This is a genomic window from Kosakonia radicincitans DSM 16656 (assembly GCF_000280495.2).
GTDB classification, from domain to species: Bacteria; Pseudomonadota; Gammaproteobacteria; order Enterobacterales; family Enterobacteriaceae; genus Kosakonia; species Kosakonia radicincitans.
Map to the genome: position 1 here is coordinate 1,626,869 of NZ_CP018016.1, position 14,168 is coordinate 1,641,036.

At 54.4% G+C, this 14,168-nt stretch carries 12 protein-coding genes and 1 tRNA gene; 9 read left to right on the forward strand and 4 right to left on the reverse strand.

What is annotated here, in order from left to right; all coding sequences use genetic code 11:
* Both Y71_RS08035 and codA read left to right on the forward strand, forming a co-directional pair.
* Positions 1–1,236 carry a PucR family transcriptional regulator gene (locus Y71_RS08035; protein ID WP_007371025.1) on the forward strand — a complete coding sequence of 412 codons (1,236 nt, stop codon included), beginning with the start codon at positions 1–3 and terminating at the stop codon, positions 1,234–1,236.
* Positions 1,233–2,471, forward strand: coding sequence for a cytosine deaminase (gene codA, locus Y71_RS08040; protein WP_007371026.1), 1,239 nt, complete (start codon positions 1,233–1,235; stop codon positions 2,469–2,471). The genes Y71_RS08035 and codA overlap by 4 nt, the downstream gene beginning before the upstream one ends.
* Before the next feature lie 333 nt (positions 2,472–2,804).
* Here codA and Y71_RS08045 read toward each other — a convergent pair.
* Together Y71_RS08045 and Y71_RS08050 are read right to left on the reverse strand one after the other, a co-directional pair.
* Positions 2,805–2,879, reverse strand: a tRNA-Arg gene (locus tag Y71_RS08045).
* A 75-nt stretch (positions 2,880–2,954) separates the two neighbouring features.
* Positions 2,955–3,881, reverse strand: coding sequence for a formate/nitrite transporter family protein (locus tag Y71_RS08050; RefSeq protein ID WP_035889067.1), 927 nt, complete (start codon positions 3,879–3,881; stop codon positions 2,955–2,957).
* Positions 3,882–4,186: 305 nt separating this feature from the next.
* Here Y71_RS08050 and mlaA point away from each other — a divergent pair, with 305 nt between their 5' ends.
* Positions 4,187–4,939, forward strand: coding sequence for a phospholipid-binding lipoprotein MlaA (gene mlaA / locus Y71_RS08055; RefSeq protein WP_007371029.1), 753 nt, complete (start codon positions 4,187–4,189; stop codon positions 4,937–4,939).
* Positions 4,940–5,000: 61 nt separating this feature from the next.
* On the opposite strand, the gene fadL is transcribed toward mlaA, so the two are convergent.
* On the reverse strand, positions 5,001–6,362 hold the full coding sequence (fadL, locus tag Y71_RS08060; protein ID WP_007371030.1) for a long-chain fatty acid transporter FadL: 1,362 nt from the start codon (positions 6,360–6,362) through the stop codon (positions 5,001–5,003).
* A 377-nt stretch (positions 6,363–6,739) separates the two neighbouring features.
* Between fadL and Y71_RS08070 the strand changes: the two genes are divergently transcribed.
* The 4 genes from Y71_RS08070 to sixA all read left to right on the forward strand — a co-directional run bounded on the left by Y71_RS08070 (position 6,740) and on the right by sixA (position 11,335).
* Entirely contained in the window at positions 6,740–7,024 is a 285-nt protein-coding gene (locus Y71_RS08070; protein ID WP_007371032.1) for a YfcZ/YiiS family protein, read from the forward strand.
* A gap of 160 nt (positions 7,025–7,184) precedes the next feature.
* On the forward strand, positions 7,185–8,492 hold the full coding sequence (fadI, locus tag Y71_RS08075; RefSeq protein WP_007371033.1) for an acetyl-CoA C-acyltransferase FadI: 1,308 nt from the start codon (positions 7,185–7,187) through the stop codon (positions 8,490–8,492).
* The gene (gene fadJ / locus Y71_RS08080; RefSeq protein ID WP_007371034.1) at positions 8,492–10,639 is read left to right on the forward strand and encodes a fatty acid oxidation complex subunit alpha FadJ; all 2,148 of its coding nucleotides are present in this window, start codon (positions 8,492–8,494) and stop codon (positions 10,637–10,639) included. Before fadI ends, fadJ begins: the two co-directional genes overlap by 1 nt.
* 210 nt (positions 10,640–10,849) lie before the next feature.
* Positions 10,850–11,335, forward strand: coding sequence for a phosphohistidine phosphatase SixA (sixA, locus tag Y71_RS08085; protein WP_035889074.1), 486 nt, complete (start codon positions 10,850–10,852; stop codon positions 11,333–11,335).
* A 58-nt stretch (positions 11,336–11,393) separates the two neighbouring features.
* On the opposite strand, the gene smrB is transcribed toward sixA, so the two are convergent.
* On the reverse strand, positions 11,394–11,945 hold the full coding sequence (gene smrB, locus Y71_RS08090) for an endonuclease SmrB (protein ID WP_007371037.1): 552 nt from the start codon (positions 11,943–11,945) through the stop codon (positions 11,394–11,396).
* 165 nt (positions 11,946–12,110) lie between these two features.
* On the opposite strand from smrB, the gene prmB reads away from it, so the two are divergent.
* Positions 12,111–13,043 (forward strand): 50S ribosomal protein L3 N(5)-glutamine methyltransferase, encoded by a 933-nt coding sequence (prmB, locus tag Y71_RS08095; protein WP_007371038.1) that lies wholly within the window; start codon positions 12,111–12,113, stop codon positions 13,041–13,043.
* A gap of 37 nt (positions 13,044–13,080) precedes the next feature.
* A complete protein-coding gene (aroC, locus tag Y71_RS08100; RefSeq protein WP_007371039.1) occupies positions 13,081–14,166 on the forward strand; it encodes a chorismate synthase in 1,086 nt (361 codons plus the stop codon).
* Positions 14,167–14,168: the final 2 nt, after the last annotated feature.

The window sequence follows — 14,168 nt, forward strand, 5'->3', positions numbered from 1 at the left end:
ATGAGCCTGACGGTCAGAGAAATCCTCGCCCTTGAGGAACTCTCCGCTATGCGCCTGCGCGCGGGCAAGCAGGGACTGCAACTGGCGGTTCGCTGGTACTACGTCGCAGAAAATGAAAATATCGCCGAATGGATCATGGGCGGGGAACTGGTGTTTATCACCGGGATCAACCATCCCCGCGATGAAGACAACCTGATCCAGTTGCTGATGGAAGGCAAGCAGCGCGGGATCGCCGGAATGGTGATCCTGACCGGAGGCGACTATATCCAGTCAATCCCGCTGCGTTTGATAACCCTCGCCGATGAGTTGGGTATTCCACTGATCGAACAGCCCTATCTGCTGAAGATGGTGATTGTTACCGAACGCATTGGCACCGCACTGGTGCGCAGTGAAAACGCTCTGCAGTCGCAGCGCGATATTCTGATGCAGCTGTTAACCGGGGATTATCCCGATCTGCAAATCCTGCAGCAACGCGCGATCCATCAGCGACTGGATTTTACCCGCCCGCTGCGGGTCGCGGCATTACGCCTTGAGGGAATACAGAACCTGTTTCGTCAGTTTCCACCCGAGCAGGCGGAAGCATGGTTACAGCAGGCTCGCCGTAGCGTACGCCAGCGATTGCAGCAGCAACTCAATCAGCAGGGCAACCCCTTTCCGCTGGTAGAACGCAGCAATATGTTTATTTTCCTGCTTCCGGATGAGGAAGGTGAGTTTTATCAGCAGAAAAAGTGGTTACAGCAGTGGCTGCTCGCGCTGGCGGATAGCGACGATGGGTTGTCGCTACTGTGCGGCCTTTCCGCAAGAGTGCAGCAATTACAGGATTATCAGCGCGCGCTGTCGCAGGCGCGTCAGGCGCTGGACCTCAGCGATAATCTGCGTCCGGCCCAGCGCATTAGCGACTATCAACAACTGGGCTTTATCAAACTACTCTCTGCCATCGGCGACCCTGCGCTGCTGAGCGATTTTATGCATGACACCCTCGGCTGTCTGATAGAACGCGATCGCAAAAGCCCATGGCTGTTAATGGAGACGCTGGAAACGCTGCTCCAGGAGAACGGTAACGTGGTCAGGGCCGCCGAACGGCTTGGTATCCACCGCAACACATTACATCAACGTATTCAACGAATTGAAAAGCTGACCAGCTATCCGATCAGCCATCCGCAATTCCATCTCAACGCCTCGGTCGCTTTAACGATCTGGCGTATGTCGCAAAATCATTTACGGGAACATCCATGAAAATTATCAACGCGCGCCTGCGCCATAAAGAAGCGCTCTATACCCTTGAATTACAGGACGGTGTGATTAAAAGCATCACTGTGCAGACCTCAGCGCAGGTAGCTGAGGTCTGCGATATCGATGCGCAACAAAAACTGGTTATCCCGCCATTTGTCGAGCCACATATTCATCTCGATGCCACCCTGACGGCGGGCGAGCCGGAGTGGAATATGAGCGGCACCCTGTTTGAGGGGATCTCCCGCTGGAGCCAGCGAAAAGAGAGCGTAACGATTGAAGATACGCGTCAACGCGCGCTGAAAACCATCGGTATGCTGCGTGATAACGGCGTGCAGCACGTGCGCACCCATATTGATGTTACCGATCCCTCCCTGACGGCGCTTGAAGCCATGCTGATGGTGAAAAAAGAGGCGGCTCATCTTATCGACCTGCAAATCGTTGCTTTCCCACAGGAGGGCATCGAATCCTTCCCCGGCGGGCGAGATCTGATGACTCGTGCCATTGAGATGGGGGCCGACGTGGTGGGCGGCATTCCGCACTACGAAAACACCCGTGACAAGGGCGTCAGCTCACTTGTTTTTCTCATGGATCTGGCCCAGCGCCACGGCTGCCTGGTCGATGTGCACTGCGATGAAATCGACGATCCGCAGTCGCGCTTCCTGGAAGTGCTGGCGGAAGAGGCCCGGGTACGTGGAATGGGCGCGCAGGTTACCGCCAGCCATACCTGTGCCATGGGATCTTACGATAACGCTTACTGTTCGAAGTTGTTCCGGCTGCTAAAAGTGTCGGGCATTAACTTTATCTCCTGTCCGACCGAGAGTATTCATTTGCAGGGGCGCTTCGACACCTGGCCGAAACGTCGCGGCGTGACGCGGGTGGCTGAGCTGGACCGCGCCGGGATCAATGTCTGTTTTGCTCAGGATTCCATCCAGGACCCGTGGTATCCGCTGGGCAACGGCAATATTATGCGCATCCTCGACGCTGGCCTGCATATCTGCCATATGCTGGGGTATAAAGATTTGCAGCGCTGCCTCGATCTTATTACCGATAACAGCGCCCGGGCGCTGTGCCTGGGTGATAATTACGGCATTGTCGAAGGACGTCCGGCTAACCTGCTGATCCTTGACGCGGAAAATGACTATGATGCGGTCTGTCGCCAGGCCAAAGTGCTGACGTCAATTCGCCACGGTGAAATAATCATGCAGCGCCAGCCGGAACAGATTGGCTATCCAGCCTGACACGTTAAGCCCGGCCAGTTAACCTGCCGGGCTTAAAACGCGCACCTTATCCGGCCCCGATCCGCTGGCTTTCATTATTGTGGACAACTGGATAAGGTGCGCTTTCAGCGGCTTAAACGTCGGGTAGGGTTGACCTGCTCTCAATAGATGAATGTTGCGTGTGTAGTTCAACCGAGGGAGGTAGCGGCAATTGTAGGGGGCTCACTTTTCCTTGAACAGGGCATTTATTGATTCACGTTGAAACTGGTAGATATCGGCTGATGCCGCATAGCTAAAGTTGAAGGTAATATAAGGATGCTTATTGCATTCGGCAGACGTCAGGAGAGGGATATATGGTGTCCCCTGCAGGAATCGAACCTGCAATTAGCCCTTAGGAGGGGCTCGTTATATCCATTTAACTAAGGGGACAAGGCGGCAGGAGTATAACGTCATTTATCTGCTGCGTTAAGCGTGTTTGCCGCCAAGTGGTTAAACCGTCACCGTTTATGCTTTTTTTTCTGCACCTTCGTCGGCGCTTGCCTGTGCTTCTGCCCGGGCTTTTGCTTCAGCCTTGCGTTTGTTGATCATGTCGTTACGGATTTGCGCATGGCTGAGCAGGGCGAAAATAAAGGTACCGCCGCAGATATTTCCGGCGAGCGTTGGCAGGGCAAATGGCCAAATAAATTCGCTCCAGTGCACGGTACCGTTAAATACCAGATAAAAAATCTCTACCGCGCCGACCACAATGTGCGTGGTGTCTGCCAGCGCAATTAGCCACGTCATCAACACGATCACCACAATTTTCGCGGAGCCCGCAGACGGAAACATCCACACCATTGTCGCAATGATCCAGCCGGAAAGAATCGCATTAGAAAACATCTCCAGCGGCGTATTCTTCATCACATCCATGCCGATTTTGACAAAGGCATCGCGGGTCTCTTCGTCAAACACCGGCATATATTCAAACGCCCAGGCCGCAATAGCGGTACCGAGCAGATTTCCCAGCAGCACCACGCCCCATAACCGCACCATCAGGGCAAAATTTCCCCAGCCAGGGTTTTGCATCACCGGCAGCACGGCCGTTACGGTGTTTTCGGTAAAGAGTTGCTGGCGGGCCATGATGACAATAATGAAACCGAAGGTGTACCCCAGATTCTCCAACAGAAAACCGCCCGGAACGCCCTCCAGTTGCACATGGAAAATCCCTTTTGCCAGCAATGATGAACCCATCGACAGCCCGGCGGCGATAGCCGACCAGAATAGCGCCATGGCGTCTCTTTCCAGCTCTTTTTCACCATCCTGGCGAATATGTTCATGAATAGCCATGGCCCGGGAGGGGAGGCGCTCTTCATCAAGTTCGATTTTTTCGCCGCGCTTTTTTTCGTCGCTCTCAACCTCGATTTCATCGCTGTGTTTATCGATTTTCTCCATACTTACCTCGCTTCTGCTGCTCTGATGTCTAAAGCGTAGCGGTTTTACGCGGCTTTCCATGGCGGCATCGTCTTAAAGTGCCGGGAAAAGCAACAATGGCGATACGGCACAGGCAAAGTTTGTATAGAATTGTTAATGAGCCGTATAGATAATGTGGGCTATGCTGGTTTGAGTCTCGTTCACTGCGTGGACATCATAATATGCGCTGATACAATGCGTTGCATAACTTCGACGCAAACCCGGCGTCGCGTTCGCGTTATTATGGATGACCTTCAGCACTGGTCATTTTCTTCAGGGAGACACCTATGAAACACCGCCTGTCGGCGCTTGCGTTGGCAACCACTGTACTGGTCGGCTGCGCCAGTTCTCAGCAGACGCAGGGACGTTCGGACCCGCTGGAAGGGTTCAACCGGACTATGTACAACTTCAACTTCAACGTGCTGGATCCGTACGTTGTTCGTCCTGTGGCGGTAGCATGGCGTGATTATGTGCCACAACCTGCGCGCAATGGTCTGAGCAACTTCACCAGCAACCTTGAAGAGCCTGCACAGATGGTGAACTACTTCCTGCAGGGCGATCCCTATCAGGGCATGGTGCATTTTACGCGTTTTTTCCTGAACACCTTGCTGGGGATGGGCGGCTTTATGGACGTCGCCGGTATGTCGAACAGCAAATTGCAGCGTGAAGATCCGCACCGTTTCGGCAGTACGCTGGGGCACTATGGCATTGGTTACGGTCCGTATATGCAGTTACCGTTCTACGGCAGTTTCACACTGCGTGAAGATGGCGGCGATATGGCGGATACGCTCTATCCGGTGCTCTCATGGCTGACATGGCCGCTTTCTGTCGGTAAATGGACCATTGAAGGTGTCGAATCTCGTGCGCAACTGCTTGATTCCGACGGCTTGCTGCGCCAGTCTTCCGATCCTTATATCCTCGTGCGGGAAGCCTATTTCCAGCGTCACGATTTTATCGCCAATGGCGGCAAGCTGAAGCCGCAGGAAAATCCGAACGCGCAGGCGATTCAGGGCGATTTAAAAGATATCGATTCGGAATAAATCCGGTCGCAGCCAATAAAAAAGGTGAGCCAGGCTCACCTTTTTTATTATTGACGCGTTATCAGAAGGCGTAGTTGAAGTTAGCGCCGTAGAGGAACGCGCGGCCTTCAGACTGGAACGTATACGGGCCTTCGGTGAACTTCACTTTCTGACCATGCATATAAGAGAAGCCAACATCGACGGAAGCATCCTTATTAAAGGCATAGGTCGCCCCCGTGCTCAGCCACAGACGGTCCTGATCAGGGATGGAGATCGTGCGTTTGTTAGCCGGAACCGGGCTGTCATCAAAGGCGATACCGGCGCGGAAGGTCCAGTTATCATCCATATAATAAGTGGTACCCAGCGCGATGCGATAGGCATCTTTAAAGCCTTCATCTTTATAGAACAGCGTTTGACCACTGTCACCGGTCGCTTTCAGCTCCTGGAACTGGCTCCAGCTGGTATAGGTCAGACTGTAGTGAATGGCCCATTGTGGAGCTACGCGGTTATAACCCGAAACTTCCCACATCTCTGGCAGATGGAGCGACAGCGAGCCATTGGTGGTCGAGCCGCCAGTACCATACGGCAAGCCAAGACCCAGTGCTGTGTTGATCGGATTAAGCGTTGTCGGCAGGCTGCTCTTATAATCGCCGTCGAAGTCGACCTTCACTTCGGAACGGTAAGTTAAGGAGTAACGGTTGTTTTTATCCAGCTCGTAAAGGATACCGGCGTTCCAGCCAAAGCCCCATTCATCGCCTTTCAGATGCGCGATTTGCGTATCACGGCTGATACCGCCCGCCTGCGCGCCAATAGCGGCAGCCTGCTGGGCGCTAAGCTGGCCAGATTGCACCATGCCTGGCAGGCTGGCGCCGATGATCTGCGGCAGATCGCCAGCGTAACGCTCAACCTTCGCGCGAGCATAAACGGCGTCAAAACCCAGACCGAAGCTCCAGTGGGTATCCAGACGATACGCGCCGCTAAGGTTCAGGTTCAGTGTTTCGAGATCGGTTTTACCGCCCATCGACCCGGCTGCGTAGTCATTATTAAACTCTGTTGCCAGCCCAAAGTTGGAAGTCAGCGAAGCCCCCCAGCCGAACTGATCGTTAATCGGCGCGACAAAGTGCAGGTTTGGTATCCACGCTGTCGGCGCAATGTTTTTCTGGCTCGCATCATTACCAATCGCGGAACGGCCGGAGACATCGACATCCGGATCAACAAACACCGCGCCGCCGGAGAACGTCGGGCGGTCAAACATGGTAATCAATGCAGGGTTGCGGCTGACGTTACCTGCATCATCCGCAATTGCACCTTCACCGGAATAAGCACGGCCAAGACCAGAAGCCGAAAATTCATTGAGTTGAAAGCCTGCGGACCAGGCCTGGGTAGAGACAATTGCCACTGCGACTGCCAGAGCAGACTTGGTAAAACGGGTTTTCTGGCTCATGACCATAACCTCATTCGAAATCGATTTATTTTTATTCAAACTATGTTACGTGTTGTAACAGGAGCGCGAAGTGTAGGGTCTGTGTTACAGCAGAGAAATCAGACCAGTGGCGGAAGTATAGGTCCGACCAGAGGGAATGTTGCAAGTTTGTATATAAGTTTTTTCAATTGTGATCTTCGAAACGGGATCTGCGTGGCAAAATCGCCGGGGGTGGTAATCAGTCAATTGGGCGATTTTTGTTTTAGATCATTTTTAAGTGTGATTTCGGTCACTTATCCACTTTCGGAAGATTATCAACTGGAGACGCCATGAACGGCGGCGTAAAATATGTCCATCGTTTATCTGGCACCCAGGGTGCTAATTCAGAGGAATCAACAATGAGCAAATGCAGTGCTGATGAAACCCCGGTTTGCTGCTGTATGGATGTTGGCACCATTATGGACAACTCCGACTGCACCGCCTCTTACAGTCGTGTATTCACCAATCGTGCTGAAGCCGATGAAACGCTGGCCGCGCTGAGTGCAAGAGCCCGCAGCGTGGAATCCGAGCCTTGCCAAATTACCTCCACCTTCACCGAAGTGGCGGATGGCGTGCGTCTCGATATCGATTTTGTTTTCGCCTGCGAAGCGGAAACCCTGATTTTCCAGCTTGGCCTGCGTTAATCTTCCTGCCAACGCCTCCTTTCACGGAGGCGTTTTGCTAAGCATCTCTGTGCCTTAGCTCGCATTTTTCTCTCGCTCCCATTGGCTATATGTAAAAAATTGGTTAAGACTGTTATCAGGTCAGACCACTTTAAGCATACGCTGTTAACAGGGGAGTGTTATGAAGGCATTACCGCTTGTCACCCGCCAGGGCGACCGCATTGCCATTGTCAGTGGGTTACGTACCCCGTTTGCCCGCCAGGCCACCGCTTTTCACGGCATTCCGGCGATCGATCTCGGCAAAATGGTGGTGGGAGAGATGCTGGCGCGCAGCGAAATTCCCCCCGAAGTGATTGAACAACTGGTGTTTGGCCAGGTCGTGCAGATGCCGGAAGCGCCTAATATTGCGCGCGAAATCGTGCTCGGCACCGGCATGAGCGTCCATACCGATGCTTACAGCGTCAGCCGCGCCTGCGCAACCAGTTTCCAGGCCGTGGCCAACGTCGCAGAAAGTCTGCTGGCGGGCACTATTCGCGCCGGTATTGCTGGCGGGGCGGATTCCTCCTCTGTTTTACCTATTGGCGTCAGTAAAAAGTTGGCGCGTGCGCTGGTGGATGCCAACAAAGCCCGCACTGTGGGGCAAAAACTGAAGCTTTTCTCCCGCTTGCGCTTGCGCGACCTGTTGCCGGTTCCTCCCGCCGTCGCGGAGTATTCCACCGGGCTGAGAATGGGCGATACAGCTGAGCAGATGGCGAAAACATACGGTATCAGCCGTGAACAGCAGGATGCGCTGGCCCACCGCTCACACCAGCTAGCCGCACAGGCCTGGGCTGAAGGCAAACTGCGTGATGAAGTGATGACCGCCTATGCGCCGCCGTTTCGCGATCCGGTTGAACAGGATAATAACGTTCGTCATAACTCCAGCCTGGCCGATTACGCGAAGCTGCGTCCCGCCTTCGATCGTCAGCATGGCACGGTGACGGCGGCGAACAGTACGCCGCTGACCGACGGAGCTGCGGCTGTAATTTTAATGACCGAATCCCGCGCCCGGGAACTGGGATTATCACCGCTGGGTTATTTGCGCAGCTACGCTTTCACCGCCATTGATGTGCAACAGGACATGCTGCTTGGCCCAGCCTGGGCAACGCCGCTGGCACTGGAAAGAGCCGGGCTGACGATGGCTGATCTGACGCTTCTAGATATGCACGAAGCCTTTGCCGCGCAAACCTTAACCAACCTGAAATTGATGGCCAGCGAGCGTTTTGCTCGTGAGGTACTTGGGCGCTCGCAGGCAACAGGTGAGGTGGATGACAGTAAGTTTAACGTGCTGGGCGGTTCCATTGCTTACGGTCATCCGTTTGCCGCCACCGGCGCGCGCATGATCACCCAAACGTTACACGAACTGCACCGCCGGGGAGGCGGTTTTGGTCTGGTCACTGCCTGTGCCGCGGGCGGTCTGGGCGCGGCAATGGTTCTGGAGGCTGAATAATGACAATGATGTCCGCATTTACCTTTAATGTGCGTCCCGACAATATCGCGGTCGTCACCATTGATGTGCCGAATGAAAAAATGAACACCCTGAAAGCGGAGTTTGCAGGTGAAGTGCGCGCCATGCTGAAACAGATCCGCGACAATAAGGCGCTGCGTGGCGTGGTGTTTATCTCGGCCAAGGCAGACAATTTCATCGCTGGCGCGGATATCAATATGATCGCCCGTTGCCAGACGGCAAAAGAGGCCGAGGATCTGGCTCGTCAGGGGCAGCAAGTGATGGCGGAGATCCATGCGCTGTCGATTCCGGTGGTTGCCGCAATTCATGGCGCTTGCCTGGGCGGCGGGCTGGAACTGGCACTGGCGTGCCATCGCCGGATTTGTACTGACGACGCGAAAACAATGCTGGGATTGCCTGAAGTTCAGTTAGGTCTGCTGCCCGGTTCCGGCGGGACACAGCGATTGCCGCGTCTGATTGGCGTCAGTACGGCGCTGGAAATGATCCTCACCGGAAAACAGCTTCGTCCGCGCCAGGCATTAAAAGTTGGGCTGGTGGACGATGTCGTACCGCAGTCAATTCTCCTTGAGGCCGCTGTTGATTTGGCCAAACAGGGGCGGCCGGTTGCCCGTCATCTGCCGGTTCGTGAACGGGTTCTGGCCGGGCCGCTTGGCCGCGCGTTGCTGTTCCGTATGGTGAGTAAGAAAACCGAACAAAAAACCCAGGGGAATTATCCTGCGGCCACGCGCATTTTATCCGTTATTGAAACCGGGTTGACGCAGGGGCGCAGCAGCGGTTACGACGCGGAAGCGCGCGCGTTTGGTCAACTGGCGATGACGCCGCAATCACAGGCGTTACGCCACCTGTTCTTCGCCAGTACCGGCGTTAAAAAAGATCCTGGCAGCGAGGTGCAGGCTGGCCCGTTGAACACGATCGGTGTGCTGGGCGGCGGATTAATGGGCGGCGGGATCGCTTTCGTCACGGCAAGCAAAGCAGGATTGCCGGTTCGCATAAAAGATATTAATGCGAAAGGGATCAACCACGCGCTGAAATACAGTTGGGAAGAGCTGGATAAAAAAGTGCGGCGCCGCTACCTGAAAGCGGGCGAGCGCGATAAGCAGTTGGCGAAAATATCCGGCACCCTGGATTTTAGCGGCTTTGCTCAGCGTGACTTGGTCATTGAGGCGGTGTTTGAAGATCTGGCGTTGAAACAGAAAATGGTGGCTGAAGTGGAAGCCCATTGTTCCGCTCATACTATTTTTGCCTCCAATACCTCTTCTTTACCGATCGGCGATATTGCAGCGCATGCCGCGCGACCAGAAAAGATCATCGGATTACATTTTTTCAGTCCGGTGGAAAAAATGCCATTGGTGGAGGTGATCCCACACGCCGGAACGGATGAGCAGACCATCGCTACCACGGTAAAGCTGGCGAAAAAACAGGGCAAAACGCCGATTGTGGTCGCGGATAAAGCCGGATTTTACGTGAACCGCATTCTTGCTCCCTATATTAATGAAGCCATCCGGCTGCTGAGTGAAGGCGAGTGCATCGAGGATATTGATCGCGCGCTGGTGAAATTTGGCTTCCCGGTCGGGCCGATCCAGTTACTGGATGAAGTGGGCATCGATACCGGTACAAAAATTATTCCGGTGCTGGAAAGCGCTTATGGTGAACGGTTTAGCGCCCCTGCAAGTATTGTGAGCGCAATTCTGAACGACGATCGCAAAGGGCGAAAAAATGGTCGTGGTTTCTATCTTTACCCTGCGAAAGGGCGTAAAAGCAAAAAGCAGCCCGATCCGGCGATTTATCCCCTGATTGGTGCCTCCGGCGGTGGGAGGTTATCGGCAGAGCAGATGGCGGAACGCTGTGTGCTGCTGATGCTGAACGAGGCGGTGCGTTGCTTTGATGAGCAGGTTATTCGCAGCGCGCGAGACGGCGATATTGGCGCCGTATTCGGCATCGGTTTTCCGCCGTTTTTAGGCGGGCCGTTCCACTATATAGCGACATCAGGAGCGGGCGACGTCGTGGCGAGGTTGCAGCGGCTGGAGGCGCAATACGGTGCGCGTTTTGCGCCTTGTGAACCGCTGTTGCGTATGGCGGAGCAGGGTGTAACTTTTTGGTCGGAAAAAGAAACTGAAGATGTGAATTAAGGTCTAAAAATTTAATTCTGTTATTCCTCATGGCGTTCGCGGTTATTTTGTAAACAGTGATTGACTATACTTACACCATTGAGGTAAAAAACAGCGTTTCATTCATGGAATGGATCAGGCACAATGCCCGGCCATCGATACTTTTCCGTCGTCGCGAAATGATTTCGCAGTGAAAGTGTTGATGATTCTGGTTAACAAAAGCGGTGCAATATGCAAGTTTTTATCATGCGTCACGGCGACGCTGCCCTCGATGCAGCCAGTGACTCGGTTCGTCCCTTAACCCCTTGTGGCTGTGACGAATCCCGTCAAATGGCAACATGGTTGAAAGGCCAAAAAGTGGATATTGAACGTGTTCTGATCAGCCCTTTTTTACGTGCTGAACAGACGCTGGAAAAGGTAGGGGAGTGTATGAACCTGCCTGACAACGTGGAGGTCCTGCCGGAACTGACGCCTTGCGGCGATATCGGCCTTGTCAGTGCCTATTTACAGGCGCTGGCGAATGAAGGAATCTCCTCTGTGCTGGTGATCTCTCACCTGCCGCTGGTGGGTTACCTGGTGTCCGAGCTTTGCCCGGGTGAAGCACCGCCGATGTTTACCACTTCCGCCATTGCCAGCGTTACGCTGGGTGAAGACGGTAAAGGGGTTTTTGACTGGCAAATGAGTCCCTGCAACCTGAAGATGCGAAAAGCCATCTGAATTCGCCGGACACTGAAAAACGCAGAGCCGCTTTATGCGGCTCTTGACGTTTCTGGCATCAGGGCAGTTCCGGCGGCTGCCACTCTTCCACTTCAATCAGCACCAGAATTGCTGCGTCGCCGCCATACTCTTTCGGCGCCTGGTGAAACGCCATCACATGCGGGTGCTGCGCCAGCCACAGCGGTGTCTGTTGCTTCAGAATGTGTTTACCGTGGCCGTGCATCACGCAGGCGCAGAACACATGTTCACGGCGACAGGCGGCGATCAGCGCGCCCAGTTCTTGCTTCGCCTGCTGCTGTGTTAAACCGTGCAGATCGAGAAACAACTCCGGCGAGTAGTCGCCCCGACGCATCTTTTTTAGCTCAAAATGGCTGACATCTTCACGCACATATTTGACCGGACCTTCGGTATTGAGCAGCGGCTGAAACTCGTCGGAAAAGTAGTGACTGTTGTCGGCTTGTTCCTGTAATAACCGTTTCACCGGAACTTCGCTGATTTTTTTCCGCGCCGGGCGATGTACCACGGTATCCTGCTTAAGCTGGCGCGTACCGGTCATCAGTTGCCGGAACAACACCTGTTCCTCCTCGCTAAGCGATGATTTCTTTTTCATTTGTGCGTCTCATCTTTTCTTTTCTTCAGTGTACCCGACTCACTGCGGCTCCGGCGAAGCAAAATGCATTTTTCCCTCTGGCAGGCGCGTGAGATGCTGATTTATCGCCGTCTTCATGGCAAACTAGCCGCCGAATTTAATGCGAGCATGTACCTGGGGGATACTATGGATAAAATTTTTGTCGATGAAGCAGTGAATGAGCTGCACACCATTCAGGACATGCTGCGCTGGGCGGTCAGCCGCTTCAGCGCCGCGAATATCTGGTACGGTCACGGCACGGATAACCCGTGGGACGAAGCGGTGCAACTGGTGTTGCCGACGCTCTATCTGCCGCTCGATATCCCGGAGGATATGCGCACCGCGCGTCTGACTTCCAGCGAGCGTCACCGCATTGTTGAGCGCGTGATCCGTCGCGTTAACGAGCGTATTCCGGTCGCTTACCTGACCAACAAAGCGTGGTTCTGCGGCCACGAATTTTATGTCGATGAGCGCGTGCTGGTGCCGCGTTCCCCGATTGGCGAACTTATCAACAACCGCTTTGCCGGGCTGATTGATCAACAGCCGCAGCATATTCTGGATATGTGTACCGGCAGCGGCTGTATCGCTATTGCGACGGCGTACGCCTTCCCGGAAGCGGAAGTGGATGCGGTCGATATCTCCGCGGATGCGCTGGCGGTAACTGAGCACAATATTGAAGAGCACGGCCTGATTCACCACGTTACGCCGATCCGTTCCGACCTGTTCCGCGATCTGCCGAAAGTGCAGTACGACCTGATTGTCACCAACCCGCCGTACGTTGATGAAGAAGATATGTCCGATCTGCCATCGGAATACCGTCACGAGCCGGAGCTGGGCCTGGCATCGGGCAGCGACGGCCTGAAACTGACGCGCCGCATTCTGGCCTGCGCCCCGGATTACCTTGCTGACCACGGCATCCTGATTTGTGAAGTCGGCAACAGCATGGTACATCTGATGGAACAATATCCGGACGTTCCGTTCACCTGGCTGGAGTTTGATAATGGCGGGGACGGCGTCTTTATGCTGACCAAAGCGCAGCTGATTGCCGCTCGCGAACACTTCAGCATCTATAAAGATTAAAACGACGCTCAACACCAACAACGACAACGGAGCCGTTATGGCAGGTAACACAATTGGACAACTTTTCCGCGTAACCACGTTTGGTGAATCGCACGGCCTGGCGCTGGGTTGCATCGTTGACGGCGTACCTCCGGGTATTCCGCTGACCGAAGCCGATTTACAACACGATCTCGACAGACGACGCCCGGGAACATCGCGCTATACCACCCAACGCCGCGAACCGGATCAGGTGAAGATTCTGTCCGGCGTCTTTGAAGGCGTCACCACTGGTACCAGCATTGGTCTGCTGATCGAAAACACCGACCAGCGCTCGCAGGATTATGGCGCGATTAAAGATCTGTTCCGCCCGGGCCATGCGGATTACACCTACGAACAAAAATACGGTCTGCGCGACTATCGCGGTGGTGGCCGTTCTTCTGCGCGCGAAACCGCAATGCGCGTCGCCGCTGGCGCTATCGCCAAGAAATATCTGGCGCAGAAATTTGGCATTGTTATTCGCGGCTGCCTGACTCAGATGGGCGAGATCCCGCTGGAGATCAAAGACTGGGCGCAGGTTGAACAGAACCCGTTTTTCTGCCCGGATCCGGACAAAATCGAGGCGCTGGATGAACTGATGCGCGGCCTGAAAAAAGAGGGCGACTCCATCGGGGCGAAAGTGACCGTAGTGGCCGATGGCGTTCCGGCAGGTTTTGGCGAGCCGGTGTTTGACCGTCTTGATGCTGATATCGCGCACGCGCTGATGAGCATCAACGCGGTGAAAGGCGTGGAAATTGGCGATGGCTTTGAAGTCGTGAAGCTGCGCGGCAGCGAAAACCGCGACGAAATCACGCAGCAGGGTTTCCAGAGCAACCACGCGGGCGGCATTCTTGGCGGCATCAGCAGCGGGCAGCAAATTATTGCCAATATAGCGCTGAAACCCACGTCGAGCATTACCGTACCGGGTCGCACCATTAATCGTTTCGGCGAAGAAGTGGATATGGTAACCAAAGGCCGTCACGATCCGTGTGTCGGTATTCGCGCCGTGCCGATCGCCGAAGCGATGCTGGCGATCGTGCTGATGGATCACTTCCTGCGTCAGCGTGCGCAAAACGCTGATGTCACTACTGATATTCCACGCTGGTAAAT

Coding starts and splice junctions, on each gene's coding strand:
- Y71_RS08035 (WP_007371025.1), top strand. CDS start 1: ATGAGCCTGACGGTCAGAGAAATCCTCGCCCTTGAGGAACTCTCCGCT.
- codA (WP_007371026.1), top strand. CDS start 1,233: ATGAAAATTATCAACGCGCGCCTGCGCCATAAAGAAGCGCTCTATACC.
- Y71_RS08050 (WP_035889067.1), bottom strand. CDS start 3,881: ATGGAGAAAATCGATAAACACAGCGATGAAATCGAGGTTGAGAGCGAC.
- mlaA (WP_007371029.1), top strand. CDS start 4,187: ATGAAACACCGCCTGTCGGCGCTTGCGTTGGCAACCACTGTACTGGTC.
- fadL (WP_007371030.1), bottom strand. CDS start 6,362: ATGAGCCAGAAAACCCGTTTTACCAAGTCTGCTCTGGCAGTCGCAGTG.
- Y71_RS08070 (WP_007371032.1), top strand. CDS start 6,740: ATGAGCAAATGCAGTGCTGATGAAACCCCGGTTTGCTGCTGTATGGAT.
- fadI (WP_007371033.1), top strand. CDS start 7,185: ATGAAGGCATTACCGCTTGTCACCCGCCAGGGCGACCGCATTGCCATT.
- fadJ (WP_007371034.1), top strand. CDS start 8,492: ATGACAATGATGTCCGCATTTACCTTTAATGTGCGTCCCGACAATATC.
- sixA (WP_035889074.1), top strand. CDS start 10,850: ATGCAAGTTTTTATCATGCGTCACGGCGACGCTGCCCTCGATGCAGCC.
- smrB (WP_007371037.1), bottom strand. CDS start 11,945: ATGAAAAAGAAATCATCGCTTAGCGAGGAGGAACAGGTGTTGTTCCGG.
- prmB (WP_007371038.1), top strand. CDS start 12,111: ATGGATAAAATTTTTGTCGATGAAGCAGTGAATGAGCTGCACACCATT.
- aroC (WP_007371039.1), top strand. CDS start 13,081: ATGGCAGGTAACACAATTGGACAACTTTTCCGCGTAACCACGTTTGGT.